Here is a 26,320-nt window from a genome sequence, read left to right as displayed (position 1 = left end):
TTTATTGAACTCCTTCCTTAGTTGATCCATTTTTGTTTTTATTTTTCTTATACCATTTCACTACAAATTTTGCAGTAATTAATAAAGTTATAATTCCTTGAATAATTGTAGTTACTTCAGATGGAACACCCATACTACGCTCTATTGTACTACCACCAGTTGTAAGTCCTGCTAAGAAAATAGAACTAACTAAAATACCAACTGGATGATTGCTTGACATTAACGAAGCTATAATACCTGTCCATGCGTATCCTGGAGAAGTTATCATTGAATCTACATAACGATATCTTACTCCTAAAACTTCACATGCACCACCAAGTCCAGCTATAGCACCACTTAACATTAGTATATAATACATCATCTTTGTACTATTAACTCCACCATAATTTGCAAAGTTTGGATTTAATCCTCCCATCTTTGCTTTATATCCAAAGCTTGTCTTTTTCATAACAAATAGTATTACTAATACAGCTATTAATGCAATTACAAATCCAAAGTGTAATGAATATCCTTTAAATATTTTAGGAAGTATTGCATCAGTTAACTTTTGTGTTTGTATAGCTGATGAATCAACAGCAAGTGGGTCTTTAACAACATATGTAGTAAAATATGACGCAATATAATCAGCTACATAATTAAGCATAAGTGTTATTATAAGTAAATCTAATTTAAATCTTTCGCTTAAATAGGCTGAAAGAACAGAATATAATATTCCAACTACCATTCCTGTAATAAGAGCAACAAATACAACAAATACTGCTGGCCCTGGGCAATTAGCTGCTACAATTGCTGATGTAAAAGCTCCTAAAACCATTTGTCCTGCTGCTCCAAGACTTGAATATCCAGATCCCCATGCTAAAGCTCCTGCAAGTCCTGCAAATATAATAGGAACTGAACGCGTTAATGTAGTTGTTAAATAATAAGCTGATCCAAATCCACCTTTAAACATTCCTATAATAGCTTCAAATGGATTAAATCCTGATAGTCCAATGATAACTCCACCTAAAATTAACCCAACAACTATAGCTTGCATAGGATGTTTTAAAGGTTCAAGAAATTTAGTAAATTTATTAATTTTACTTTTCATCTGTCTTACCTCCTACCATTAAAAGACCAAGTCTTTTTTCATCAATACTGCCTCTTTTAAATTCTCCTACAATTTCTCCTTCATATATTACATAAATTCTATCGCTTAAACTCATTATTTCACTTAGCTCTGAAGATACTAAAAGAACGCTATCTCCATTATTTCTTTTTTCAACAAGCTGATCATGAATAAACTCCATAGCACCTATGTCAATTCCTCTTGTTGGCTCACAAGCAATAAGAAGTGGAGTTTCCATAGCTATCTCCCTTGCTACTATAAGCTTTTGTGCATTTCCTCCTGAAAGTTCTTTAATCTTTTGATTTGGAGAATCTGATTTTACACGAAATTTCTTTATTAATTCCTTTGCGTGATTTGTAACTTTATTTATATTTAATATTCCATTTTTAGCAAACTCTTTTTTATCTTCAAATCCCATTAAGGCATTTTCAGTTAATGTAGCCTCTTTAGCACTTCCCCATAAATAACGATCTTCTGGTATATGTGCTATCCCTGCATCTCTAATCTCCATTACTTTTTTATTAGTAATATTATTTTTATTAAGTATTACATCGCCTGAATCTACATGATCAAGACCTGTTATACATCTTATAAGCTCAGATTGACCATTTCCTGATACTCCTGCAATACCAACAATTTCACCTTTTCTTATATGTAAATTAACTTTATTTAATATTTTCTTTTCATGCTCTCCATTTAAAGTTAAATCCTTAACTTCTAATACATTTTCTTTTGTTTCTTTTTCTGGGATTATTCTTGTTAATATTTGTCTCCCCACCATTAAATAAGATAACTCTTCTATGCTTGTATCTTTCTTAAGAGTTTCTGCAACCACTTCTCCAGTTCTCATTACAACCACTCTATCAGCTACTTCCATAACTTCATTAAGCTTATGAGTAATTATAATTATACTTTTCCCAAGCTTTGCCAATTGCTTCATAGTTTTTAAAAGCTCATCTACTTCAATAGGTGTTAAAACTGCTGATGGCTCATCAAATATAATAATATCTGCATTTTGATAAAGAATTTTTAAAATTTCAACACGTTGTTGAAGCCCAACTGGACACTCATCTATAATTGCCTTGGGATCAACTTTTAACATATACTTCTTCGAAAGCTCTTCTACTACTTCTATATTCTTTTTATAATCAAAGAAAATCCCATTTTTCATTTCTTTTTTATAAACTATATTTTCAGCAACAGTCATTGATTCAAAAAGCATGAAATGTTGTTGAACCATTCCTATACCTTGTTCCATAGCATCTGATGGGTTATGAAAGTCCATCTTTTTTCCATTTATATAAATTTCTCCAGAATCTGGTCTTTCTAGTCCATAAAGTATCTTCATTATTGTTGACTTTCCTGCCCCATTCTCTCCAACAACAGCTAGAATCTCACCTTTGTTAAGACTTATGTTTATACCATTATTAGCAAGTACATTTCCATATCTCTTAACGATATTTTTCATTTCTAAAAGCATCTCTAACTTCTCCTTCTTAAATTATCTTACTCAATTGGTTTTTCCCATTTTTAAATTAAAGAAGGGACTGTTGACAGCCCCCCAATGCAAAATGTATTTCATTATAATTCAAATCTTATAAAATATTAACTATACATTCTTCATTTTTATTATTCGGCAGAACCCTACCAAATTTATAAAAACCTTGTTTTTTATTATTAATTTGCTGACTCTTCTGGAACTTCTATTACAATTTCACCTGTTTTAATTTTTTCTGCTGCAGCCTTTCCTGCTTCTATAACTTCGTCTGTTATAATTTCACTATTTCTATAATTCATAGATTCTGTTGTAATACCAACTACTCCAAATGCACCTTCTTTTATTCCAAGAAGTTGAGCTCCACCTTGAAGTTTTCCTGCTAAAAATTCATCTACTATTGTATTTATACATACAGCAGTATCTTTTATTAATCCACCAATTATATACTTATTATCTTCAGTTGTTTGGTCTATACTTAAACCAGTTGTATATATTGGTGTACCTTTCTTCTCTAATTCAAGAGCTGCTTGATATATACCAGCATTTCCACTAGCAGATACTCCACCAAATATGAAATTTGCTCCTGCTGCCTTTTGTTGAATTGCATATTCATAAGCTAAGCTTGTATCACTATATGAGTTTGTATAGTTATACATAAATTTAGCATTTGGATTTAAAGATTTAACTCCTTCTTCAAAACCATATCTATATTTATATGTAGCTTGTGTTTGGAATGATGATATATAACCATATAAGCTTTCATTTTCGAATGCTTTTGCTATCATTGCACCAAGCACATAGCTTCCTTCTGCTTCCTTAAATCCTATGCTTGTCACTTTATCGTTAGATGCTGTTGTATCTATAACTGCATACTTTGTATTTTCAAATTCATCTGCTGCTTCACTAAATGGATCTGCTGCTTGCCAGCCAATACCGATAATTAAATCATAACCTTCATTTGATGCGGCTCTTGTGTTTTCTTCCCAAGCAGCTGTATCTGTACATTCTATTGAAGTCCATTGGAAGCCATACTTTTCTGCAGCAGCTTTTACTGCATTATAAGCTTGAAGAATAAATTGTTCTGTACCAATTGTATCTGATATTAATGCTACTCTTAATTTTGAATAGTCTCCATTAGAAGCACCATTTTCTCCTGACTCACTATTGCCAGATGAAGAACATCCTGCAAAAACAACAGTTGACATAATAAATAATAAACAAATAGTAATTTTCTTCATAAATTTTTTCATAACTTCATCCCCCGTATTCAACTTACGACTTTATTATAATAGCTATTTAATATTAAAAATATGACATAGGTCATATTTTTCTAAAAAAACTATATATTTAACTTATTTTTAACAAAAATGTTCGTGATTTTCAATATATATTTTTTATATTTTGGTGTACTATTAAATTACAATATTAAAATTCATATTAATTGAATGACAAATACCCTTATGATAAAATAATTATAGGAAATATTAATGCTACTATAGTGTGGAGGCCTTATGGAAAAAGTAGAAAGTATCTCTCTTTTTAATAAATACATCCGTGAAACTAAAATTTTAGAACTATTCTCAAATGATATGAGTGATAAAATGGATCTTTTTTATTTTAAAAAAGGTGATATTTTAATAAATGAAGGGGAATGTTCGGATTATTTATTTTTTTTAGTAAATGGACGAATGAAAGTTTTCTCTCATTCTAGTTCTGGTAAAGTAATGTTTGTTTCTCATTTTAAATCTCTGCAAATTCTAGGGGAAACATGTAGCCTATGGAGAAAAACTCCTACAGCTACAGTTCAAGCCACTACAAATGGCTATTGTATAGGAATATCCCTTACAAAACATAGGGAATTGCTTTTTAATGATATAAAATTTTTAAGGTATACTTGTATGAATCTTGGTGAAAGACTTAGTTACATGAATAGTAATACTTGCATTACTATGTTTGATTCATTAGAAAGTCGTTTAGCTTCATTTATACTAAACAACTCTACAGATAATATATTTCATTATAACTTAACAGAATGTGCAGAGCTTTTATGCACTAGCTATAGACACTTATTAAGAGTTCTTAATACATTCTGCAATAATAATAAATTAAATAAAACAGGTAAATATTATAAAATAATAGATAAAGATTACTTTATAGAAATTGCTTCAAGTTCTTATGATGTAAATTCTTCTATATAATATAATTTATCTTAAAATATTGGAAAAATTTATTTTTTGTTATATACTAATAATGTAAAATTTATATACTCAGAATGATTCTGAGAGAGGTTCGTAACCATCCCTCTATAAAAAACTAGGACCCTAATTTAATTTATTTTAAATTAGATTATTTTTGTTGTATAAAATTTCAACAAAGTAATAACTAGATTTTTATAAGGGCTATTATTTACTAATAGTCCTTTTTAATTTCTAGCAATTTATAAAAAGCTTATTATGTAAATAACCTTTTATAAATTATGTCCTATTTTATTTGTGATGGAATGAACTGTATAGTTCGTTCCTTTTTTATTATTTATGAATATAAATTTTTCATATAATCGGTAAGGAGAAATGTAAATGAAAAGAAAAGTAATAATTGATTGTGATCCAGGTATTGATGATTCATTAGCTCTACTTCTAGCTTTAAATTCACCTGAACTAGATGTTATAGGAATAACTATTGTATCTGGAAATGTTCCTGCTAACCAAGGTGCTAAAAATGCATTAAAAGTTCTAAAACTTCTAAAAAGAGAATATATTAAAGTTTATATTGGAGAAAGTGAACCTTTAGTTAGAGAATTAGTTACTGCACAAGACACTCACGGTGAAGATGGATTAGGTGAAACTAATTATAAAGAAGCTGATATTGAAATTAATTATAACGGAATTGATTTTATATTAGATAGTGCTAAAGAATGTGATGTTAGCATTATTGCCTTAGGACCTTTAACTAATCTAGCAAAAGCTTTAGAAAAAGATGAATCTTCCTTTAATATGATTAAAGAAATAGTATCTATGGGTGGTGCATTTAAATCTCATGGTAATTGTTCACAAGTTGCAGAATTTAACTATTGGGTTGATCCTCATAGTGTAAAAGAAGTATTTGATAAAAGTAAAGTTCCATTTTCCATGGTAGGTCTAGATGTTACCCGTGAAATAGTATTAACTCCTAACCTTATAGAAGTTATAAATCAAATTGGCGGAGAAATAGGTAAATTTATTGTTGATATAACAAAATTTTATGTTGATTTCCATTGGAAACAAGAAAGAACTCTTGGATGTGTCATCAATGATCCTTTAGCTGTAGCTTATTTTATAGATAGAAGTATTTGTGAAGGCTTTACATCTTATTTAGATATTGTTGTTGATGGAATCGCAATGGGACAAACCTTAGTTGATGTAGGCGAATTCTATAGAAAAGAACATAATGGGTTAGTTTTAACTAAAGTTGATTCTAAGAAGTTTATGGAAATGTTTCTTTTCAGGTTATTCCCAGACAATATTAATGATATAAAATTAATACTTAACAATACAAAATATGGCTTAATTTAATATTTAAAGGAGATACTCATGAAAAATAATAACATTTTGAAATTAACGTTTATGTCTCTGGCTGTTGTAATAAACATTCTTGGAGGATTTATTGCTATTGCACTTAAACTTCCAATATTTATAGATACAATCGGAACTTTTTTAATTGCTTTTTTATTTGGACCAATAAGTGGTGCAATAACTGGTTTAGCTACCTCATTAATTAATGGATTTACCTTTGATCCATATTCACTATACTTCTTTCCTGTTCAAATAGTAATAGGATTAACAGCTGGATTATGCTATAAAAAAGGATTATTTAAAGGTAAATTTATAGTTTTAGGTATTTTAATCTCAACTATAGCTGGTTCATTAATTGCTTCATTAATTTCAGCCTATGTTTTTGGTGGTATGACTTCCTCTGGATCTACATTTGTAGTTATGTACTTAAAAAATGTGGGTGTAAATATAGTAGCTAGTGTTTTCTCAACTCAAATATTATTTGATTTATTAGATAAGGCATCTACTATTTTTATAGTATTAATGTTAATTAAATCTTTACCATATAATATGAAAGAAAAAATAGGTGTTGTAAATGGATAGATATAGTAAAATAACTAATAAAAATATTAGAGAAATTGTATTATTAAAAGCCTTTCCTTGTATCTGGGGAAAATGTAGCTTTTGTGATTATATAGATGATAATAGTTTAAACGAAGAAGAAATAGTAAACCTAAATAAAGAAGTATTAAAAAATATTACTGGGGAATTTAAAGTATTAGAAGTTATAAACTCAGGTAGCTGCTTTGAAATTCCTAAAGAAACTTTAAACGATATAAAGAAAATAATAAAAGAAAAAAATATAGAAAAATTATTTTTAGAAAGCCATTGGTGCTACAAAAATAGATTAGATGAAATGAGAGAATTCTTCGGTATTCCAATTATATTTAAAATAGGTGTAGAAACCTTTGATAATAACTTTAGAAATTTAGTATTAAATAAAAATGCAAACTTTAAAACTCCTGATGATGTAAAAGAACACTTTGAATCAGTTTGTTTACTAATTGGAATAAAAGGTCAAACTAAAGAAATGATTAAAAGAGACATAGACATAGTCCTTAAAAACTTCAAATATGCCACATTAAATGTATTTGTAAATAATACAACAGATATAAAGAGGGATGAAGAACTAGTCAAATGGTTTATTGAAGAATATAAATATTTAGATTCCTATGACAATATCGAAGTATTATATAACAATACTGATTTTGGCGTTGGAGATTAATACGGCTACATAATGTATCCCCCATATCCCCTTTTATTTATATGATACAAAAATCGTCAAGGCGACTGTGAAGACGTCGATTTTTTTAGTGCATCTGCCTTTCCAAGCTTGCCGAGGAAAAAATGGCAGACCGCACTGTATTCAATTTTATTCTATACTCTTTATAATTTTTGCTGGATTTCCACCAACAACTACATTATCAGGTACATCCTTAGTAACTACTGCTCCAGCTGCAACTACAACATTATTTGCAATAGTTACCCCTGGACAAATTACAGTTCTTCCACCAAGCCAAACATTATCACCTATTTTTACTGGTTTTCCATATTCATAGCCACTATTTCTTTCTATTGGATCTAATGGATGAGTAGCAGTATAAATATGAACTCCTGGTGCTAAAAAAACATTATTTCCTATTGTTATAGGACATACATCTAACATTACACAATCATAATTTGCATAGAAATTTTCACCTACTTTAATATTGTATCCATAATCACATTTGAAGGCTGGCTCTATGTATATTTTTCCTGCTACCTCTCCAAATAATTCTTTTAATATTTCAGTTCTTTTTTCTAATTCTGTTTCTAAAGTAGAATTAAATTCTCTAAATAGTCTTCTAGCATTAAGTCTTTCTTTTACTAAAACTTCATCATCTGCTAAATACATTTCACCTTTAATCATTTTTTCTTTTTCTGTCATAATAAATCTTACCCACCCTTAAATTTTATTTTAATATTATAATGTTATTATATTCCTATCTTATAAAAAATTCTTGTATTATTAATGCAATCAATATAATCCCTAAAGAATTTTGTAAAAAATAAGCTGTATCAAATTAAGTTATATGCGAAAATAATAAAACCTAGGTAGTAAGTGGTAAATCTTCCCGCCTTAATACCTAGGTAAAAATAATATTTTTGTATTATATAAAGAAACTTATATAATAATTTCCTATTAAAGATATTGCAATTATAACTATACTCATTTTAAAGTCTAACTTTTTTAACTTGCCTAAATATACTCCTAAAGCACCTAATGCTCCTAAAGAAATTGCTATAATCCTATAAATAACATAGCTACTTGGTACTGCAGTAAATGCAATTACCGTAAGTGCTGCTATTAATACTAAGCTGCAATATACAAACCAAATTTCATTAAATATAGTATCTTTCTTTAAAAAAGCTATAGTTATTGTTGCTGCTATAATTATTCCAATTATAATTGTTGTAATAAATAAAAAACCTAATGCCATAAATATCATTCCTTTACAAAATTTTTAGTGTTTTAATAATAAATAAACTATTCTTTTATTAAAATATCTAATGTATGAGCTCCTGCCCCTACTAAATCTTGTCTTTCACAGGTAGATAAATGGTAATCAATAAAAATTTTAAAAAAATCCATATGTTATTACACCCTACTCATTCATTAGATAAGCAACTAATATTTTTCCACCTACTTTAGTTACTCTTTTTGCTTCTTCTAAAGCTCTTACTTTATCTTCAAATGTATATAAATGATACATTGGTCCAAAAACTAATATTATATCAAAAGTATTATCTTCAAATCTAGCTAAATCTAAAGCAGTACCTTGAAAAGCCTTTACTGAACTGCCCTTAGATTTTATTTTAATCTTATAATTATAATGTTATTATATTCTTATCTTATACATAATTCTTGTATTATTAATGCAATTAATATAACAATACTGCTAAATTAGGAGTTTTATATTGATAAATTAAATACGCGAATTATTCTAACATCATAATATATTCATGTCAATAAATCTATCTTTATAATAAAAACATGTTACTCAAAATACATAAAATATTAATATTGGTTTAATAAAATTAATTTCAACTTAATTTTAAACACATTATTTTCCTATTAATTCAATAAGTCCTGTGCCAAGCTTTTCTCCCCAACTTAGACAGTCATGTCCTGAAGGAAATTGTTCATAGAAAACATCATATTTCATCATAATAGTTCTTTTTCTAAAGTATAATAGCTGAATTTTATTTTCAATATTTTGATAACTTATCTAATAGTATTTAAATCCCCTAAAATTTAATTTTAAATACCCTTCATTAATAAGTACCTTAATTAAAAGGAAATTCAGAAAAATTTCTTAAAATTATTTTATATAAATTTCTAAATAGTAAAAAGCTGTGTATTTAAAGAATAAATACACAGCTTTTATATTATAAATTCTTAAAGATTAAAAATTATTCTACTTGTCTCCTTTTGCTTATCATAATCACAGTTCCTATAGAACATAGGATTACAGCAATCCATAAAGCTATTTTCGAATCCCTTCCTCCTGTATTCGGAATTTTATCGTAAGAGGATGAACCATTCGATCCTGAATCGCTTGAACCAGAATTATTTGTTCCTGAATCCCCTGGTTCTGGATTATCTACTCCTGAACCTCCTGATCCTGGATTATCTGTTCCTGTATCTCCAGGTCCCGGATTATCTGTTCCTGTATCTCCTGAATCTGCTGTATAGACAGCCTCAATTGTCATATCATTCTTAATAGAATCTGTTATCTTATTCCAATAACCAGTGTATCCCTTCTTAAGAGGAATTTCTGGATACTCCTTATCTGTCAATGATTCTCCGTAATTCTTACTTACAGTACCAATAACCTTACCATCTGCAGTAAAAGTAATAGTATAGCTATTTATAGAATACTCTGCTGTTACAGTCATATCTTCCGTAACATTCTCAAAACTATTATCCCATCCTGTAAAGGAATATCCCTCTCTTTGTGGATCCTCTGGAGCTATAGCACTATTACCTTTTTGAACTATTTCTTCCTTTAAAATAGATCCATCATAATCTTTAAATGTAACTGTATATTTTTCAGTATCTTTTGAAACTTTAACAATACAATAGCTCTTTATATTATTATCTGTAGATGATTCAACTTTTATATATGCATATCCTTCAGATAATCCAGTTATAGTTCCATCTTCCGAAACAGTAGCAACTTCTGGATTAAAACTTGTCCAAGTAAGTTCTTTGTCTTTCTCATTAGTTGGTGTTGGAGACAATATCGCTACTTGATTAGCTGTTTCACCAACCTTCATTTCTATATTATGTGTATCAAGAGTTATCTTATCTGCTAAAACTGGTTCAGATATTACTGCAAAATTCACAGAATACTGTCCATCTTTCGTAGTTGCTGTTATATAACTCACACCTGGCTCTGATGGAGTGTACATAGCCGCTTCATATTTCTTACCATTTACATCTGCTTCGCCTAATTCAATCTCACCATTCCCTTTTGTAAGAGTCCAATCAAACGGCCCAAACATTCCATCTGGCTTAACATATGTCGTATCAGAGATAGTACCAGCCTTGGCACCTTCACTCTCTACGCCATCTGCTACAATGAGAAGTTTATTATCTGCTCCACTTGGCGCATAGTTAATTATAATTTCCCCAGTATTTGAATTGTATGTGTAAGCATTATAACCTGGATAGTTCTTAATCTCATATTTATAGCCGTCTGAATATACAATGTAAATATGAACATCAGATGGTAACGCATAATCCTCATCATTCACTAATTTAGCCTTATAGCTTCCTCCTATACTGAAGAAATCTGCCCCATCAAGTTTAAGTCCTTTAAGTTCTGTATTCACATCTCCTATCTGATGCAAACTAGATTGCTTATACTTTGCCATTAGTGTAGCTGTCTCACCCTGAGTTACATAAATTGACTGTGAATTATAGTTTCCCCCAGAAATAATGTCATCTTCCTTATTAGACTGATAAATTTGATCCCAGTCTATATCCATACTTCGTTGTATATCACCTATGGTAACTGTTAATACAGCATGACCTGCTGGAAGAATATCTTCTGATGAATTTACTGTCAGATACAAAAATCCTGAAAGAGCATCACTAGAATACTTTCCTACAGTAATAAGACCTGATGCATAATCATTAGCATAATCTTCATCTTCTGAAACTTCCCATCGTATATTATCTATCTTAACATTCGCTGGTTGAATATTATTTACCTTAACTACAAGTTCTCCATCAGGCTTTAATCCTGAAAAACTATCAATAGACAAATCAAAGCTCTTAACCTCAGTGTTTTTCTCTTCTACTGCTACAATACAAACAGCAGATGAGCTACCATTTGAAACAGTAATAGTTGCTTGTCCTGGTGCAATAGCTTTAACACGACCGTACTCATCAATAGTAGCAATTTCTGGATTACTTGATGTACGAGTAAGAATATCACCTAAAACTTCAGTATTATTATTAACACTTAAGTCAAATTGCTCTCCAGGATTTAATAGAGCTGATGTCTGTGAAAGAACAATTCCGCTTGAAGCATCAATTTTTATAGCATAACTTCTGTCATTAGCACCATAGTCTCCACATGAAACAAGAACATTTCCATTCCATTTATAATCATAATAATTATTTTCACCTGGATATGACTCATTAGCATGACTATATTCTGTTACATCTACAGTAAATGTAACCTCCTTTTTTTCTGAGTCATAAACATTATTAACATAAAATGGATTATTTCTATCAATACCTATTTGAGAATAATTAGGATCACCATAACCCTCTTTATAGGTACGTGTTACATATGGTGCTATTTCAATAGATGCAATTGATCCATCTTCATCATATACTTTTCCAGTAATATATGTGCGACCATCTTTCTCATATATTCTAACAGCATTATTTTCAAGTTTTGGTGCTACTGTATCTATAGTAACTGGGAAGGAAATAACATCTCCAGTCATATCCATTGTATGGCCATTAAATGTAGGCTCATTTTCCCCAGGAATTATAGAATCAAAGTTTGTAACATCTCTACCTAATTCTTCATTATAAACTTCTTCACCATAATCTCCCTCTCCATAAGCAGTAATAGTATAGGTACACTTCGTTCCACTAGGAAGTACATTTCCTTCCATATCAGTTCCATCCCATTCTGGGAATGTACCGTAAAGGCTAAATGGTATAGCAGCACCTAAGCTAGAATTATAAAGACTCTTTGTTGGATAAGAAGCCCAATCACGCATATAAACCTCTCCAGTTTTAGAATCTTTTGCCTCAATAACTACTACTCTTGCATCACGAAGCTGATAAAGAATATAGTCATCAATACGGTCAAAATACTCATCTCCATTAGGTGATAGTGTTATATTTTCTTCTTTATATATAACCTGACTGATAGATGACATTTCATCAAATACGTTCTGACCAAGATTAAAGAATCCTATAACTCCATAGATATCATTTTTTTGGGTACTTCCAACTATATTAGTATTCCAAGTGGACTCGTTATTTAATACATTCTCACCATCTTTAGGTTCGTCAATCCATAAAGCTGAGTCAAATATTGGAGCTTTAGACCAATCACCATAGAATGATAGCATAGGCATACCTATCTGAGGATTCTCACTATCTGTTGCATCAGTTAAAATTACATATCCCTCTACATAAGTTCCATTTTCAAATAGCCTGTCCAACTCTGATTTTTCACTATCTGTTAATGATACAGTATTACTAAATGTTGTGTTCCCACCAGCAGGTACACTGATTTCTCCTAGTGAAACAGTTTTTATAATAACATCAGTATTAGAGATAACATTACGTTCACCCCATTTGCTAGATGTAGATGATACATCAGGTCTCATCAACACAACTTGAGCATCATATTTTAAATCACTATCAGAAATGTTATTCAAGTTAAATTCTATATCATAGTTACCATTTTTATCAGGGTCATCACCAAGTTCCAACTTACCAACCTTCTTATCATCAACTGTTATATAAGCCGGTGTTGAAACTGCACCTGATGCATTTACAAGACCTGCACCTTGTTGACGTGGAGAATAGTATACTCCTGCTTCGTCCTTTTGTGGAATAGCTGTACTTATTAATAGTTGACTAACAACATTTCCAACAGATTCAGCTGGAGTTCCTGCAAAGGCACTTTCTTTAGCTATATGCTGACGAACCAATGCACCGATACCTGCCATATGAGGAGCTGCCATAGATGTACCACTCATCATTTCATAACTTCCAGTATATCCGTTATTACTTGTATTAACCTTATCTAATACTGTAGACCATATATTTCCTCCTGGTGCAGTAATTTCAGGTTTAAGTTCAAGTCCTGGACCTGCTCCCCATGAAGTAAATGAAGACATTTGTCCAGAGCTAGGATTATCAAGTGTTTCATCAACATTAGAAACTTTTATTTTAACATCATATCCACTCTCTAAAGCATTTACTATTTCATAACCATCTTGTCCTGAAATAAATGCTGAATCTAAACTAGTACCTGAAACACTCATTCCAATTAATTCTGTACCGTTAGGATCATCGTCATATACTATAACTCCTAATACACCGTAAGATTCATTACTAGAATTTACTCCTGAAAAACTAATAGCATTGTTAACTTTATCTGCAAAGGATATCTCTCCACGCTTTACAAGCGCTAGGCCTGTCTTCCCGTTATTATATCCATTATTAAATCCGGCATTATAATAGTCATTATAAGTACCAACCCCACCTACAGAATAAATTGGATACTCCTTATCTGAAAAGTCTGCCTTCATAGCAACAGACCATGGGTCGTTGAAAGAAACCTTGTGCTCATTACCTTCATTATCATTCCACGTAAAATATGATTGTACTTTAATAGTATTTTCTATAGATGCAACGCTAATATTACTACTATAAATAGCTGGAGATGACATCATAGATTCATCAGGATTAGATGTTAAGCTATTACCATTGTAACTATTACCTTCAGAAGACTTTTCACTATTTCCAGCAGAAGTCATAAGAACTATTCCTGATTTATTAACACGTTCATGGACATCATTCTGAATTGTATCGTCATTTGCAAAACCATTATCAGAACCTAAACTTAGGTTAATCATATCAGCCCCAAGCTTTAGAGAGTCTTCAAGAGCATTTACAATATAGCTTTCTGCTGCACCACCACCTGCATCAGGGAATACCTTCATAAATAATACCTGTGCATCAGGAGCAACACCTGAAAATTTAACTTCCCCTTCCTCAGTACTAGCAAATCCTGCAATAGTACCAGTAACATGGGTACCATGATCGCTATCAGCAGGTAAAACATTTAAATCTCCCTCCGCATAGTCACATGCATATGGTACCTTTAAATTTTTATAAAGTGCGTTGTTATCATAAGTTATATGATTTCCATTATTTCCAGTAGTAGAATTAAGTTGATTTCCCTTTAGAAACTCTTCAAGACTATTACCAGTGAAACGTAGATTCCAATCATCTATTCCATCGGTTGGATTTCCACTCATAAAAGAATCATCAGTAAACGCTTCATGTGTACGTACAACTTCTCCGTTCCAATCAATCTTTATATCAAGTCCACTATCAAGAACTGCAACTAGCATACCTTTACCTGTATCCCCTTGCCTCCAGGTTTCATCAACCCCTATCATATCATAACTATAGGAGTAATTTTCCTTGCCATCTTGCACCACTGAATTTTCAATAGGGTCAGGAAGATCATATGTGTGCTCAACATAAGCACGCTTAACCCCATCTATTTCACTAATTTTATCAATGATACCATATGGTACACGAATAGCCATAGCATTTACGATAGTAGACCAATTATCAATTACTTCAAACCCCTCTTCAGATCCTCTAGCTATATTACTACTTTCATTAGCTAGTGTGGATATCTTAGAGATTACATTCTGCTGACTATCAATTATTTCATCAGATGCTATCTTAGCATCCTCTGAAGATAAAAAGTTAGATACTGCTTCCCCTGCTGAAGTTTCTCCATCAAGTGAAGAATAATTGCTAATTTCGTAATAATCCATTACAGGAGCCTCCTCCATCTCTACGATGGCTGTAACTATTTCATCGTCCCCATAAATAGTTTCTACTTGTGATTCATTTGGTTTTGTTTTTAATTCATCAAGTCTAGGAGTCCCCTCAACTTCAACAGCTGTCAGCTGAGAGTAATTACTCTCCTTCATATCTGCATGAGTGTTAGTAGTTAACATCCCAACTAACATGAAAATCGTAATAATCCCCGAAAAATAACGATTCATCTTTTTCATGTTTTTGCCCCCTTTTTATTTAATTTTTTATAATTTATACAATATCTAATACTAATAATGTTAAATATATATATAACATTATGTTCTATGTGTATTGTACATAAATATAATAATACTTTTTTTTACCACTTGTCAATAAAAACCATTTATACATATTTGTTTCTGTTGTAAAACTTGACAAAAATGCTATTATATGAAATACTCAAAACGATTATTTTAGAATTTAGTAAAAATATGCCTTAAGGCATCAGAAGAAGGGAAATTTATACTATGAACTATAAAGATAGACCTAACCTGCTGCTTGAAGCTCTTGCATATCTTGGTAGGAAGGCATCAGGTAATACTTGGGATCACTTAGAACAAAAGATTAAGCACAGAAAATTAAAAGATAAAGATTCATTTCATGAAACATTTTCTAAAATTAAAAAACTCACTATTCGTATGGATGAAAATATATCTCTAGGTGAAGATATAATAAATAAATATTTTACCAATCTTGAAGGTTTTCCTTTCAATACCATTGGATCAACTTCAGTTGCCTTTCTTCTATTCTACAATGTTTTAGAAGAATTCGACGAAGATTTTGACACTCTAATATCATATATGAAAGATTTTTCACCTGATAGAATTGCCTATAATATTGCTGAAGCTCTTGACATTTCAGATAATTGCAATACTCCTTGTTCATTAAGTGACAGAGAATTCTTAGATAAAGTTCTCTCACTTTCTGTTCCAGCTGAAAGCAAAATAACCATACTAGACACTTACCATAATTATCACGAAGTATTAAATGACATTTCCGTATGTCTTAATACTATTATTAATACTTTCAAAAAAGAAAAAAATGCTTTAACAGATATAATAGATAATTTTAGCATAGAACTAGTTCAGACCGGCTGTATTGAGTATTTTAAGCAGATATCAAAACTCAAACTCGTAGATGAAATAGACTACCACATGCAACCTTTTATTTTTGGTATGGACACAAACCTTACCTCAAACCAAAAGATCAATACTGTTCACATTTATTGTGGAATCTTACGCAAAGATCTTTTAGATATGTTAAACGGACAGATTTCCTATATCGACGATATCTATGAAGCTTACCATCTTCTAGGAGATCGTACAAGATTTGATATTCTTTGTTATCTACGCAAACAAAGTGCATATGGGCTGGAACTATCAAATCACCTTAATGTTTCTAGAAATACAATTCATCATCACATGAGCAAACTTATCAATTACGGTCTTGTAATTTGTACTACTGATGGCAAAAGAGTATATTATTCACTTGATACGGAAGCATTTGAAATGTTTATTATGAGACAGAAAGATTTATTCTGCAATAAAAACTGATTATAACTGTAATAAATAGTAAACATAACTAAAATTGCACCAAAATATCAGTTTATATCTAATATTTAGGTGCAATTTTATTACCTATTCTTTTATTAAAATATCTAATGTATGAGCTCCTGCCCCTACTAAATCTTGTCTTTCACAGGTAGATAAATGGTAATCAATAAAAATTTTAAATGTTTCATCGTCCATAGCATTTAAAGTTGGTCTCATAAAGTTAGCAGGTCCATCTGCTGAAATTATTTTTATTCTCTTTACTCCTGCAGCTTCATTTATTTTATTAATATCTTCAATTCTTACATAGTCATATAAATCCTCGGGATTTGATATAACATGAAAGTTCTCATCAAGATTTCCATCTTCAATACACTTTTTAATATTATTTTCTTTAAATCCATATGTTATTACACTATACTCATTCATTAGATAAGCAACTAATATCTTTCCCCCTACTTTAGTTACTCTTTTTGCTTCTTCTAAAGCTCTTACTTTATCTTCAAATGTATATAAATGATACATTGGTCCAAAAACTAATGTCATATCAAAAGTATTATCTTCAAATCTAGCTAAATCTAACGCAGTACCTTGAAAAGCCTTTACTGAGCTACCTTTAGCCTTTAAAACTCCTAGATTATGTTTTACAAGTTCAATTGCTGTAACATCATATCCTTCATTAGATAGTGCTACTGAATATCTTCCAGTACCAGCTCCAACATCTAATATTTTTAAACTCTTATCATCATTTAAATATTCATGAATATATTTCATAGAAGTTATATATTCAACTTGCCCATGCCTTCTTGTTAATCTTTTATCTTCGCAAAATTTATTATAGTGTTTTTCTAATTCTACTGTCATTTTTTTCTCCCCTTTTAATATAATTGCTTAACTTATAAAGTGGATAAACATTTCTTGTTAATAATTATATAAAGCATTAATTTTCTGTTAGAAAAAACCTTGATCTCTCAAGGTTCTAAATTTACATTTTTATTAATTTCAAAGGCTCTAAACCTTTATTTGTCAAGATTCTTATTGAAATTATTATATACTTATCTCATATTTTTGTCTAGGTATACTTAATAGTCAATAAACCCTTAGTAGAACAATTTTCTTTATTCTACTAAGGGTTTTTATATAAAAGTTAAATTACGGAGTTTAATGGAATTAAAACTTAAAAACTATAGTTCAATTTCTTTTGTGTCCTTAACAACGACTTGAGCTGTTTGCTTTTCAACCAGATTTCCATTTTCTGTCTTAATAAGATTATTATTTATAATAGTATCCATTAAAGATACTACTGCTATATCTTCAACATCTTCCTTAATATCCTTTATAGATACTGTGTACTTCTTTCCCGCTGCATCCTTAAAACTAATACTTGCAGTTCTTTGAATCATAACTTTTCCTCCTTTCCCCTCAAATTAATAATAAATTTCTTCTCTTACAAACTACTTATAACTAAACCTACTCCCCTCTAGTTATTACATAAGTTTGCTCTTTTTTAATAGTAGAAACAGTGTATGCTAGGATTCCACCTATTGCATCAGATAAAGCCACTAACTCATCATCTGTTGCAGTTGCTGATATGTTTTTAAAGCTTTGTCCTTCAAAAACATCTTCTCCCTTAGAGTTAACTCCAGTTTGATAGCTTATTCCTAAAGCATTTCCAACTAATACTGAACTTGCTGCCATGTTTATCACCTCCTCAACTTATATATACGTACGAGAAAGATGATTTAAAAAAAATAAAAGAAATAAATATAATATTCGAGATTCCGTCGCAAGCTCCAAGTCACAATCATTTAAGGTTATTCTCCTAAATCCAATCCATTTACCATAAAATAATAGCTACTTCACTCATTAATTAACAATATTGCATAAACTGTATGGATTTGAGCTGGATAAGTTTCTAATATAATACCGTCATAGAATATCTTTACTTTATCGCCAACTTTAAAACTTGTCATACTATCTTTTAATTGAACATCAAGTGAAACACTCATTTTATCACTACTCTTAATTTCATCCTCATCTTCATCAACAGAAACTAAAATTGCTTTATCATATATTTCTGTTACTATTCCTGTAAAATTAGGCTTATCGTAAATATCATTCATTGTCATTGGTTTAAATAGATAAAACAATATAATACCGACAACAAATATATCTATTACAATGAACCAAAATATTTTTTTATTTTTCATTTTATCACTTCCTTTTGAGAAATATAATACGATTATTCAATACTTTATATACTTATACACATAATTCACGGATTATAATTCTAATAATGATATAAATAAAATTAAATTTATACAAATATTGATTATCCCTATATTATAACATAATTTGGAAAATAATTTTATGTTAACGTTCATTTAAATAGAGCCTTAAAATTAAATAAGTACCCTTCACTTTCTAAATTGTAATAAAAAATTATGTCCATCTTTTTTAAGATAGCCGTTTGTTAATATTATTAATTATCCCAACCTAATAGTTTCTTTTCTAGATCGTCATAATCGTAGTCGCGACCTTTAAAGTTATGGAATCTTAGATTTTTATTGTATCTATAGCTTTTTTTATTTTCATAAGGATTATTATTTTTACTTTCTTCTTGTTTCAATATTTTTTGATTTAAATAAACCTCAAACTTATCTCCAAATAGAGTAAATGGAGTTAAGTATTGCTCAAAGCTAGTACCCTTCCAAGTCTTAACTTTCTTATCTATAACTTTTTTAAAGTCACCAAAACTAAAACCTTCTCTTAGTCTGGCTTTTATTAGATTTATAGTTTTAGTGTTACTAGGCTTATACATAACACCAGCTTTTGAGTTTAAATAGTTAATTATACTAGATACATTCTCTTTTATATTATTATATATATTAGTTACTATGGTAGATGAGTTATTTAGTAGATTAGTCTTTGTTGAACATTTCTCTGCATACCCTCTATGATTATTTTTGGATACCCCCTCTTCATTTTGGTGATTATTTACAGATAATTTTTCTAAATCATGTACAGCTTCGTCATTCTCAAGAACACTATCTTCATTATTAAGAACTTCATTAATGGTAGAATCCTCCTCTGAACTTATACTTATATCAATATCTTCTTCATTAATATAGTAATTATTAGCTTGTCCCTTATTATCCTTATTATTATTTTTAGCATTATTATTATCTTTATCGTCATTATTTTTATTAACATATACTAATTCCTTATACTTTTCTCCTAAAGCATAAAAAGAAAAAGTTCCACCTTCCTTTTTAGTATAATGAGATAAAATTCCTAAATCCCTTAATTTAAGCATTCTCATCATAATAGTTCTCTTTCCTAAACCTAAGAAAGGAAGTTCATTTTCAATATTTTGATAACTTATCCAATAGTACTTAACACCTTCTATAACTTCATAGTTCATCTTTCCACTATTTCTAAAATCATCAAAATACCTAAGAATAGTTACATCCTTAACATCTAAATTAAATTCCATAATCTTTTTAACTGAATACCCTAAAAATGAAAATTGCATATTTAATCCTCCTAAAATTTATTTAAATACCCTATCATTAAATAAGTACCCAGTTTTAAGTAAAATTGAGAAAAAAATAAAAGAAAAAATATGGCGTTGGAAATTCCGTCGCAAGCTCCAAGTCATCCCAACGCCATATTTTTTCTTTTTCAAACTAAATGTAATAATCCCTCCAAAGTCGGAATTATGTGAATTATTTACGACCTCGCATGCTCCAAGTCGTCATAATATTATAAATATTTTTTCAAAATAATTGATATAATTCATTATTCCACCATAAGCTCCAAGTCATCCCAACGCCATATTTTTTCTTTTTTAAATTAGGCTATATTTTAAATATGTGTTATAACTAGTTATAAGTAAAACAAACAGATTGCTTTGTCCGTTTTCTATCTATTTTGTATGACAATAATCTTATTAATTATTCTTGTCCTGTTCTTTAATTGATTTAACTACTATATTTATACCATAACCAATAACACTGATTGTTATAATAAATGCAATAAATACTGGAGTGAACATAGTTATATAACTATATCTCCAATAGTAGCCCCCAACATTTATATCTTTCCTCCACGTTTTTTATAATCCACTTCAATTTTATTCTTCCAATTATCACTTATATTTTTATTGGTTCTTAGACAGCTTACAGTTTCACTTATTACTTCATAATTAAGCCTAGTTCCTTCACTATCACAATTATAATTAGTTGCTCTATCTTCAGATATTCATATACTTTCAGCTGCTCTAACAGCATCAATATTTGCTCCAAGGAATATAAACTCCCATCCAAATTCCTTTTTCTTATCTTCTATCATTCTTCTAATTTTTTCATAACTATATCTTGTACTTGAATTTTCCATACCATCTGTAGTTATTACAAAAAGAACTTTACTTGCTCTTTCTGATTCTAAAGTATGTTTTTGAGCATTTTCTATTTTATTTATAGTCTTTCCAACGGCATCTAATAATGCAGTAGTACCCCTAACAAAATATTTTTTCTCAATTATAGGCGATACTCCTTTTATATTAATTCTGTCATGTAATAACTCATACTTATTATCAAATAATACAGTAATTATAAAAGCTTCTCCCTCTTCTTTCTTTTGTTTTTCAATCATTGCATTAAAGCCTCCGATAGTATCCTTTTCAAGTCCCATCATTGATCCACTTCTGTCTAAAATTTATTAACAAATATAGTTTTGATGATTTATTAGCATATATAAATAATATACCATTATTTAACCTAAGGTATTTTCATCAAAAGCAAATAATGCTTCATTTATCTCAAGCATGAACTTTTGTAATATCATTACGAATTATTTCTAATGACATATAAATCTCTCCCTTACATTGTTTCACCTTTTTAAATATAAAAAACCATAGTGTTACTTTCTGTATTAAGGTAATTTTACCACAAATTATCTGTAGAAAGGATAACGCCTATGGCTTGTATTTTATTAATATCTGGTTTATACAATGTTGAAAAGCATAAATCCAATATAATTAATAGCAAAATTTGCAAACATGTGGATTAACCAAGTAACATATATATTTTTATATTTCCCATTGAAGTAATTAAAAATTAATCCTCCAACAAATAATCCAACTATAGTTAAAATAAATAAGCTTATATCAAACCATCCTATCATCATAGCAATATGATAAAAAGCAAATGCTAAGGAACTAAAAATATATGCAAACTTCCTAGTTGATACTTCTTTTAGCTTTAAAAATGCAAAGCCTCTAAAATAGAATTCTTCTAGTAAAGAATTAATAAAAGAAATATATATAGTAACAAATAAGAAGTTATTATTGTTAATACCTGCATTTTCTGATAATGAGGATACAACATTTGAAAAATCAAAAAAATTACCTATTATAAAATAAGCTCCTAAAATAACTGTAAATATTGCTACTCCTGATAAAATAGCAATGATTATTTCCTTCTTGCTTTTTACCTTAAATAAAGAAGATAAATTTAAATTCGTATCATATCTTGAATATAAAATTGGCATTATAGAAAAAAGTATAATTTTTATAAAGGACTTTATAAGATACTGTGGGCTAATAACTGCATCTATAAATCCCATTATTAAACAACCTATTAAAACAATTAAAATAATAATTTTCTTTTTCTTTACCATAATCCCACCTATTTTTCCTTATTATACCACAAGATATATATATCTGTTATCTATAACTTTTTATACATATTCCTAATTACTATTATCTTCTCTTAAATCTTTTATAATGTATAAAAGTCATCAAAAGAAAATATACAATTTATTTATTTCACTAGAAAATGCTGACTTAACACCAAGCTTCTTTGTTAATTTCTTCTGAGTAATTTTCCCAACCTCATTAAGTAAAGTTAGGATTTTCTTTTGGCTTACTATTCTTTCTTCTCTAGTATTTCTACCCTCATAATATGTTCTCGTGCTGAAACCTTCGTTCTGTTCTAAAATTCTTTGTCTCACATCCCTTGTTAAACGTACCATATTTCCCTCCAAATAATATACTAGTAGTTAAATATATTGCCTATACTTATGATTTATTGTGGTTTTTATGAGCTAAGTAAGAAATTTATAAATTTCATATACTTTGCCAATAGATAGTATAATTTATTAATCAAATTCGCTTTCATCTGCAGTCCCAGAATAAATAATAGAATGATATATTTCTCCATTATATTCATATGCAGTGTACGGATACCATTCCCCATTATTTTTTTTGTTTCTTTTTCAACAGTACGAAACTGATCCATAGCCTCTTCTCTACTATACTCATTAACTGGAAAGGTATAGTAATCATACATTTGTTCCCATCCCATTCGTTTTGCACTAATTACATGACATTTTCCCATATTATTCACTTCCTCCTAATTCCAATTTATCGAGTAGTTTAATAAATAACTTACTCATATATTAATACAAATATTAATTTCTATATATTTCTATTATCTTATAATTATGGTTATGTCTACGTAAAAGCAAAAATGATAATTTTCTTTTTTAATTCTTCACCACCGTATAGTATTATTTATCTTTTAGATTATTAAATTCTTGAAAAATATTAATATTAACATTATCACTATTCAAGTCTAATAAATTTTTACTTTTAAACACTGTTCTTTTAAGCCCCCAGTAAGTTTTCTTGTACGAATCCTTAGGTACACCTACAGTATAAATGTTCTCTAATTTACTAAACTCAATCCTATTATCCTTAATATCTGTTGGAAAATAAAAAGCCCACCAATCTGAAGGTGATATTCCACTTCGCCAACTTTTTATATTTTCATATTCAAATTTGGATAAATAATATGATGGTGCTTCTTCAAAATTTAATTCTAGTACATATAGTGGTCCATTTCTTCATTTATTTTCCAGTTCTTTATCTTCTCTCCTTTGATATACAATTATATTTTTTATTCTCTTTAAATACGAAATATTCATTTTTATCTATTATACTACTACTAATATTACTCTTAAAACTTTTAAAGCTATCAAAGCCTTTTTTAGCTAAAAGTTTATAAATATCATCAATTACTACTTTTTCAAAATAGTTTAACTTAGAACTTTTATATAATTCTTCTATTATAGAACATATTTCTTCCCAAGAAATAAACTCAAATATTACACCATTTTCTATAATATTTCTCTTCTTTACGTTATCTACTATTTCTTTGCCTTCATTTTTCCTAGCAATAAAAAGTAAAATTGGTTTCTTATTTTTTTCTATTGCTAACTCTTTAATAATCATTGATTCTCTAGATAACTGATTTTTACTTGGCTCTTCACTTTCATAGTCTTTTATTACATCATCTTCTGATGATAAACCACTATTATATTTAACTTCTATACCAATAGTAACTAAATTAAGATCAATAATTAAATCTAACTCTCCATCTTTATGATAAGGCCAAAACTCAATTTTTTCTGCCCACTCTTCTGCTTCATAATTATTAAAGTTACTTTTATCAATTATTTCTAATAATATTTTTTGAATGCCCTTACTAAATGGAATATATCTTAATGCACCAAAGATATTACCAGTTAAATTATCTTCTGAAGTTTCTCTTAAATTTGTTCCTCTGCTACTAATTTTCCCATGCAACTCTGCAATCATAAATCTTCCCCTTCATTATATCTATACTATAATAAACTTATTAATCATTATTAATCTTATTCACCCTTAATATATAAATTGCATACAAATTTATCTATTAATAATTTTTTCAAACTAAACAAATTTAATAAAAAAATATTGGAGATATTCTACTAATGATAGTGTATATCTCCAATAATTATTATAGTTTAACATTCATATCTTACTATATCATCTACTATTACTTTTTCTAAGCATATATTAAATCATCAACAACTACAAACTCTTTAGCTTTAATATTTTCATCTTTAAATGAAATAATATTTTCAATAAAATTATTTTTAATTTTTTCAAATTCTAATTGTTTGTTTTTATAGTCTTGCATAGCCTTCTTAAATTGACTTACTGCATCATCTCCCTTTATAGCTTTTTTTATAATTTCTAATAATGTTTCTTCACACTTATCTATAAGCATCTTAACATCTGAATCTACTATATTTCCAACTCTCTCAAGTTCTGCAATTATATTTTTGTAATATTCTTCATCATACATTTCTGCAACTTGTATTTCATATACTTTTCCAATACATAGCAATTCAAAACTTAACTGCTGTTGTCTTATTAATCCAAAAACAATTTTTGATAGTTCATCCATTTCTGATAATCTCTTATCTGTAGTACTTAACTTTTTATTAGGTATATTAACTATATCATTACTCTTTCTATCTATGCTCTTAGAATAAAATAATATATTTGAACACATTTTATTATTTGTTGCTTGTAAATTAGTTAAAGTGGATAATTTTAATACTTCATTTCCAAGTATTAATTGCATATTACTCTTTACATATTCACAAAAATTATATGCTGAAAAGTTATCTGATTCTTTTTCATCATAAATTATACCAATAATCTCTTTAACATTTTTTGTAATTGTTTCTAATCCCTCATCAATTCTAGCCATAAAATACTGTCCTGTAATTGCAGACATTGCTGAGAATATCATTAATGGAGTTAGTGATATATTATCAACAGATACTAATCCAGCATGAGCAGATATCTTTCCATTATCTCCAATAAGCGGAGTTCCTAGCATTCCATTTTTATACTTCATTAAAGTTCCTGATGCACCTTCTGGGAAAACAATTTTATATGAATTGCTAATAATTTCACTTTGTTCTATGCTTACTGCTAAAGGTAATTGTTGCATAAACATATTTACCTTAGCAAGACTACCTATACACTTTTTATTGTTAATTTCTTCATTTTCAACTTTCATAACAGTTAAAAACTCTTTTTTACTTCTAGGATCTAAAAAGCTAACTTCATCTTTAAAGCTTATTATTTCTTCCTCTTTATTTGTTAATAACTCTTTACTCATTTCTCATACCCCCAGATTTATTAAGTGTACTTATACTCCATGTACAATGCCTTATCTTTTAACTACTTTCCATTCCCTATTATACCATATTCTAGCATAAGCCATTAATCATATATTTAAATTTAAAATAGAGGTACAGTAGTTAGTTTTGTGTAAAAACAAAACTAACTACTGTACCTAAACTTATATTCAATCATTATTATCTTCATAAAATATTTTTTGAATAATATTCCAATTAATATAAATTAAAGGTGATAAAAATAGTCTTTTATATCACCTTTTAATCTTATAAATCTTCTTACTGAAATACCTATCTCCTTTACCTGAAAGTATCACTCTAGTATTGCTTTATTAATATTATCCTAATCCTACTTTTTTAGATTATTAGTTAGCGAAAAAGTCTTTC

Annotated in this window: 21 protein-coding genes, 2 pseudogenes and 1 riboswitch; of the genes and pseudogenes, 5 read left to right on the top strand and 18 right to left on the bottom strand. The window is 29.0% G+C overall.

Translation table 11 applies throughout. The features are described from left to right. Position 1: 1 nt before the first annotated feature. The 3 genes from ACQPVP_RS02590 to ACQPVP_RS02580 all read right to left on the bottom strand — a co-directional run bounded on the left by ACQPVP_RS02590 (position 2) and on the right by ACQPVP_RS02580 (position 3,853). Positions 2-1,087, bottom strand: a complete 1,086-nt coding sequence (locus ACQPVP_RS02590; protein ID WP_430846952.1) for an ABC transporter permease — start codon at positions 1,085-1,087, stop codon at positions 2-4. Beyond that, positions 1,077-2,585 carry an ABC transporter ATP-binding protein gene (locus ACQPVP_RS02585; RefSeq protein WP_430846950.1) on the bottom strand — a complete coding sequence of 503 codons (1,509 nt, stop codon included), beginning with the start codon at positions 2,583-2,585 and terminating at the stop codon, positions 1,077-1,079. Before ACQPVP_RS02585 ends, ACQPVP_RS02590 begins: the two co-directional genes overlap by 11 nt. A 197-nt stretch (positions 2,586-2,782) precedes the next feature. Further along, the gene (locus ACQPVP_RS02580; RefSeq protein WP_430846948.1) at positions 2,783-3,853 is read right to left on the bottom strand and encodes a BMP family lipoprotein; all 1,071 of its coding nucleotides are present in this window, start codon (positions 3,851-3,853) and stop codon (positions 2,783-2,785) included. A 261-nt stretch (positions 3,854-4,114) separates the two neighbouring features. Between ACQPVP_RS02580 and ACQPVP_RS02575 the strand changes: the two genes are divergently transcribed. From ACQPVP_RS02575 to ACQPVP_RS02560, 4 genes are all read left to right on the top strand, one after another. Then, positions 4,115-4,801, top strand: coding sequence for a cyclic nucleotide-binding domain-containing protein (locus ACQPVP_RS02575; RefSeq protein ID WP_430846946.1), 687 nt, complete (start codon positions 4,115-4,117; stop codon positions 4,799-4,801). Between the two features lie 80 nt (positions 4,802-4,881). Continuing rightward, positions 4,882-4,926, top strand: a riboswitch (PreQ1 riboswitch). 253 nt (positions 4,927-5,179) lie between these two features. Further along, complete coding sequence (locus ACQPVP_RS02570) at positions 5,180-6,154, top strand: nucleoside hydrolase (protein ID WP_430846944.1); 975 nt, start codon at positions 5,180-5,182, stop codon at positions 6,152-6,154. A gap of 18 nt (positions 6,155-6,172) precedes the next feature. Then, the gene (locus ACQPVP_RS02565; protein WP_430846942.1) at positions 6,173-6,736 is read left to right on the top strand and encodes an ECF transporter S component; all 564 of its coding nucleotides are present in this window, start codon (positions 6,173-6,175) and stop codon (positions 6,734-6,736) included. Beyond that, positions 6,729-7,418, top strand: coding sequence for a radical SAM protein (locus tag ACQPVP_RS02560; RefSeq protein WP_430846940.1), 690 nt, complete (start codon positions 6,729-6,731; stop codon positions 7,416-7,418). The genes ACQPVP_RS02565 and ACQPVP_RS02560 overlap by 8 nt, the downstream gene beginning before the upstream one ends. A 147-nt stretch (positions 7,419-7,565) precedes the next feature. On the opposite strand, the gene ACQPVP_RS02555 is transcribed toward ACQPVP_RS02560, so the two are convergent. The 4 genes and pseudogenes from ACQPVP_RS02555 to ACQPVP_RS02540 form a co-directional block, all read right to left on the bottom strand. Continuing rightward, entirely contained in the window at positions 7,566-8,120 is a 555-nt protein-coding gene (locus tag ACQPVP_RS02555; protein ID WP_430846938.1) for a maltose acetyltransferase domain-containing protein, read from the bottom strand. 223 nt (positions 8,121-8,343) lie between these two features. After that, positions 8,344-8,673 (bottom strand): hypothetical protein, encoded by a 330-nt coding sequence (locus tag ACQPVP_RS02550; protein ID WP_430846936.1) that lies wholly within the window; start codon positions 8,671-8,673, stop codon positions 8,344-8,346. Between the two features lie 47 nt (positions 8,674-8,720). Next, positions 8,721-9,048, bottom strand: a pseudogene (locus tag ACQPVP_RS02545) (class I SAM-dependent methyltransferase); the annotation flags it as partial. Between the two features lie 598 nt (positions 9,049-9,646). Next, complete coding sequence (locus tag ACQPVP_RS02540; protein ID WP_430846934.1) at positions 9,647-15,538, bottom strand: S8 family serine peptidase; 5,892 nt, start codon at positions 15,536-15,538, stop codon at positions 9,647-9,649. A 270-nt stretch (positions 15,539-15,808) separates the two neighbouring features. On the opposite strand from ACQPVP_RS02540, the gene ACQPVP_RS02535 reads away from it, so the two are divergent. Further along, a complete protein-coding gene (locus ACQPVP_RS02535) occupies positions 15,809-16,894 on the top strand; it encodes an ArsR/SmtB family transcription factor (RefSeq protein WP_430846932.1) in 1,086 nt (361 codons plus the stop codon). Between the two features lie 84 nt (positions 16,895-16,978). On the opposite strand, the gene ACQPVP_RS02530 is transcribed toward ACQPVP_RS02535, so the two are convergent. From ACQPVP_RS02530 to ACQPVP_RS02480, 11 genes and pseudogenes are all read right to left on the bottom strand, one after another. Next, positions 16,979-17,755, bottom strand: a complete 777-nt coding sequence (locus ACQPVP_RS02530; protein ID WP_430846930.1) for a class I SAM-dependent methyltransferase — start codon at positions 17,753-17,755, stop codon at positions 16,979-16,981. Positions 17,756-18,075: 320 nt separating this feature from the next. Continuing rightward, the gene (locus ACQPVP_RS02525) at positions 18,076-18,294 is read right to left on the bottom strand and encodes a DUF2922 domain-containing protein (RefSeq protein ID WP_430846928.1); all 219 of its coding nucleotides are present in this window, start codon (positions 18,292-18,294) and stop codon (positions 18,076-18,078) included. Positions 18,295-18,361: 67 nt separating this feature from the next. Next, complete coding sequence (locus tag ACQPVP_RS02520) at positions 18,362-18,589, bottom strand: DUF1659 domain-containing protein (RefSeq protein ID WP_430846926.1); 228 nt, start codon at positions 18,587-18,589, stop codon at positions 18,362-18,364. Positions 18,590-18,750: 161 nt separating this feature from the next. Then, a complete protein-coding gene (locus tag ACQPVP_RS02515) occupies positions 18,751-19,101 on the bottom strand; it encodes a DUF3221 domain-containing protein (protein ID WP_430846924.1) in 351 nt (116 codons plus the stop codon). Between the two features lie 272 nt (positions 19,102-19,373). Continuing rightward, positions 19,374-20,426, bottom strand: a complete 1,053-nt coding sequence (locus tag ACQPVP_RS02510; protein WP_430846922.1) for a conserved phage C-terminal domain-containing protein — start codon at positions 20,424-20,426, stop codon at positions 19,374-19,376. A 560-nt stretch (positions 20,427-20,986) separates the two neighbouring features. After that, positions 20,987-21,589, bottom strand: a pseudogene (locus ACQPVP_RS02505) (hypothetical protein). A gap of 309 nt (positions 21,590-21,898) precedes the next feature. Beyond that, on the bottom strand, positions 21,899-22,573 hold the full coding sequence (locus tag ACQPVP_RS02500; protein WP_430846920.1) for a CPBP family intramembrane glutamic endopeptidase: 675 nt from the start codon (positions 22,571-22,573) through the stop codon (positions 21,899-21,901). A gap of 120 nt (positions 22,574-22,693) precedes the next feature. After that, entirely contained in the window at positions 22,694-22,927 is a 234-nt protein-coding gene (locus tag ACQPVP_RS02495; RefSeq protein WP_430846918.1) for a hypothetical protein, read from the bottom strand. A gap of 65 nt (positions 22,928-22,992) precedes the next feature. Then, positions 22,993-23,292 (bottom strand): hypothetical protein, encoded by a 300-nt coding sequence (locus tag ACQPVP_RS02490; RefSeq protein WP_430846916.1) that lies wholly within the window; start codon positions 23,290-23,292, stop codon positions 22,993-22,995. Between the two features lie 527 nt (positions 23,293-23,819). Next, on the bottom strand, positions 23,820-24,554 hold the full coding sequence (locus ACQPVP_RS02485; protein WP_430846914.1) for a hypothetical protein: 735 nt from the start codon (positions 24,552-24,554) through the stop codon (positions 23,820-23,822). Positions 24,555-24,783: 229 nt separating this feature from the next. Then, entirely contained in the window at positions 24,784-25,914 is a 1,131-nt protein-coding gene (locus ACQPVP_RS02480; RefSeq protein ID WP_430846912.1) for a hypothetical protein, read from the bottom strand. Between the last annotated feature and the right edge of the window lie 406 nt (positions 25,915-26,320).

Source organism: Clostridium nigeriense, assembly GCF_050585265.1.
Lineage (GTDB): Bacteria > Bacillota > Clostridia > Clostridiales > Clostridiaceae > Clostridium > Clostridium nigeriense_B.
This window is presented reverse-complemented; position numbering and strand designations above follow the sequence as displayed.

Coding starts and splice junctions, on each gene's coding strand:
- ACQPVP_RS02590 (WP_430846952.1), bottom strand. CDS start 1,087: ATGAAAAGTAAAATTAATAAATTTACTAAATTTCTTGAACCTTTAAAA.
- ACQPVP_RS02585 (WP_430846950.1), bottom strand. CDS start 2,585: ATGCTTTTAGAAATGAAAAATATCGTTAAGAGATATGGAAATGTACTT.
- ACQPVP_RS02580 (WP_430846948.1), bottom strand. CDS start 3,853: ATGAAAAAATTTATGAAGAAAATTACTATTTGTTTATTATTTATTATG.
- ACQPVP_RS02575 (WP_430846946.1), top strand. CDS start 4,115: ATGGAAAAAGTAGAAAGTATCTCTCTTTTTAATAAATACATCCGTGAA.
- ACQPVP_RS02570 (WP_430846944.1), top strand. CDS start 5,180: ATGAAAAGAAAAGTAATAATTGATTGTGATCCAGGTATTGATGATTCA.
- ACQPVP_RS02565 (WP_430846942.1), top strand. CDS start 6,173: ATGAAAAATAATAACATTTTGAAATTAACGTTTATGTCTCTGGCTGTT.
- ACQPVP_RS02560 (WP_430846940.1), top strand. CDS start 6,729: ATGGATAGATATAGTAAAATAACTAATAAAAATATTAGAGAAATTGTA.
- ACQPVP_RS02555 (WP_430846938.1), bottom strand. CDS start 8,120: ATGACAGAAAAAGAAAAAATGATTAAAGGTGAAATGTATTTAGCAGAT.
- ACQPVP_RS02550 (WP_430846936.1), bottom strand. CDS start 8,673: ATGGCATTAGGTTTTTTATTTATTACAACAATTATAATTGGAATAATT.
- ACQPVP_RS02540 (WP_430846934.1), bottom strand. CDS start 15,538: ATGAAAAAGATGAATCGTTATTTTTCGGGGATTATTACGATTTTCATG.
- ACQPVP_RS02535 (WP_430846932.1), top strand. CDS start 15,809: ATGAACTATAAAGATAGACCTAACCTGCTGCTTGAAGCTCTTGCATAT.
- ACQPVP_RS02530 (WP_430846930.1), bottom strand. CDS start 17,755: ATGACAGTAGAATTAGAAAAACACTATAATAAATTTTGCGAAGATAAA.
- ACQPVP_RS02525 (WP_430846928.1), bottom strand. CDS start 18,294: ATGATTCAAAGAACTGCAAGTATTAGTTTTAAGGATGCAGCGGGAAAG.
- ACQPVP_RS02520 (WP_430846926.1), bottom strand. CDS start 18,589: ATGGCAGCAAGTTCAGTATTAGTTGGAAATGCTTTAGGAATAAGCTAT.
- ACQPVP_RS02515 (WP_430846924.1), bottom strand. CDS start 19,101: ATGAAAAATAAAAAAATATTTTGGTTCATTGTAATAGATATATTTGTT.
- ACQPVP_RS02510 (WP_430846922.1), bottom strand. CDS start 20,426: ATGCAATTTTCATTTTTAGGGTATTCAGTTAAAAAGATTATGGAATTT.
- ACQPVP_RS02500 (WP_430846920.1), bottom strand. CDS start 22,573: ATGGTAAAGAAAAAGAAAATTATTATTTTAATTGTTTTAATAGGTTGT.
- ACQPVP_RS02495 (WP_430846918.1), bottom strand. CDS start 22,927: ATGGTACGTTTAACAAGGGATGTGAGACAAAGAATTTTAGAACAGAAC.
- ACQPVP_RS02490 (WP_430846916.1), bottom strand. CDS start 23,292: ATGGGAAAATGTCATGTAATTAGTGCAAAACGAATGGGATGGGAACAA.
- ACQPVP_RS02485 (WP_430846914.1), bottom strand. CDS start 24,554: ATGATTGCAGAGTTGCATGGGAAAATTAGTAGCAGAGGAACAAATTTA.
- ACQPVP_RS02480 (WP_430846912.1), bottom strand. CDS start 25,914: ATGAGTAAAGAGTTATTAACAAATAAAGAGGAAGAAATAATAAGCTTT.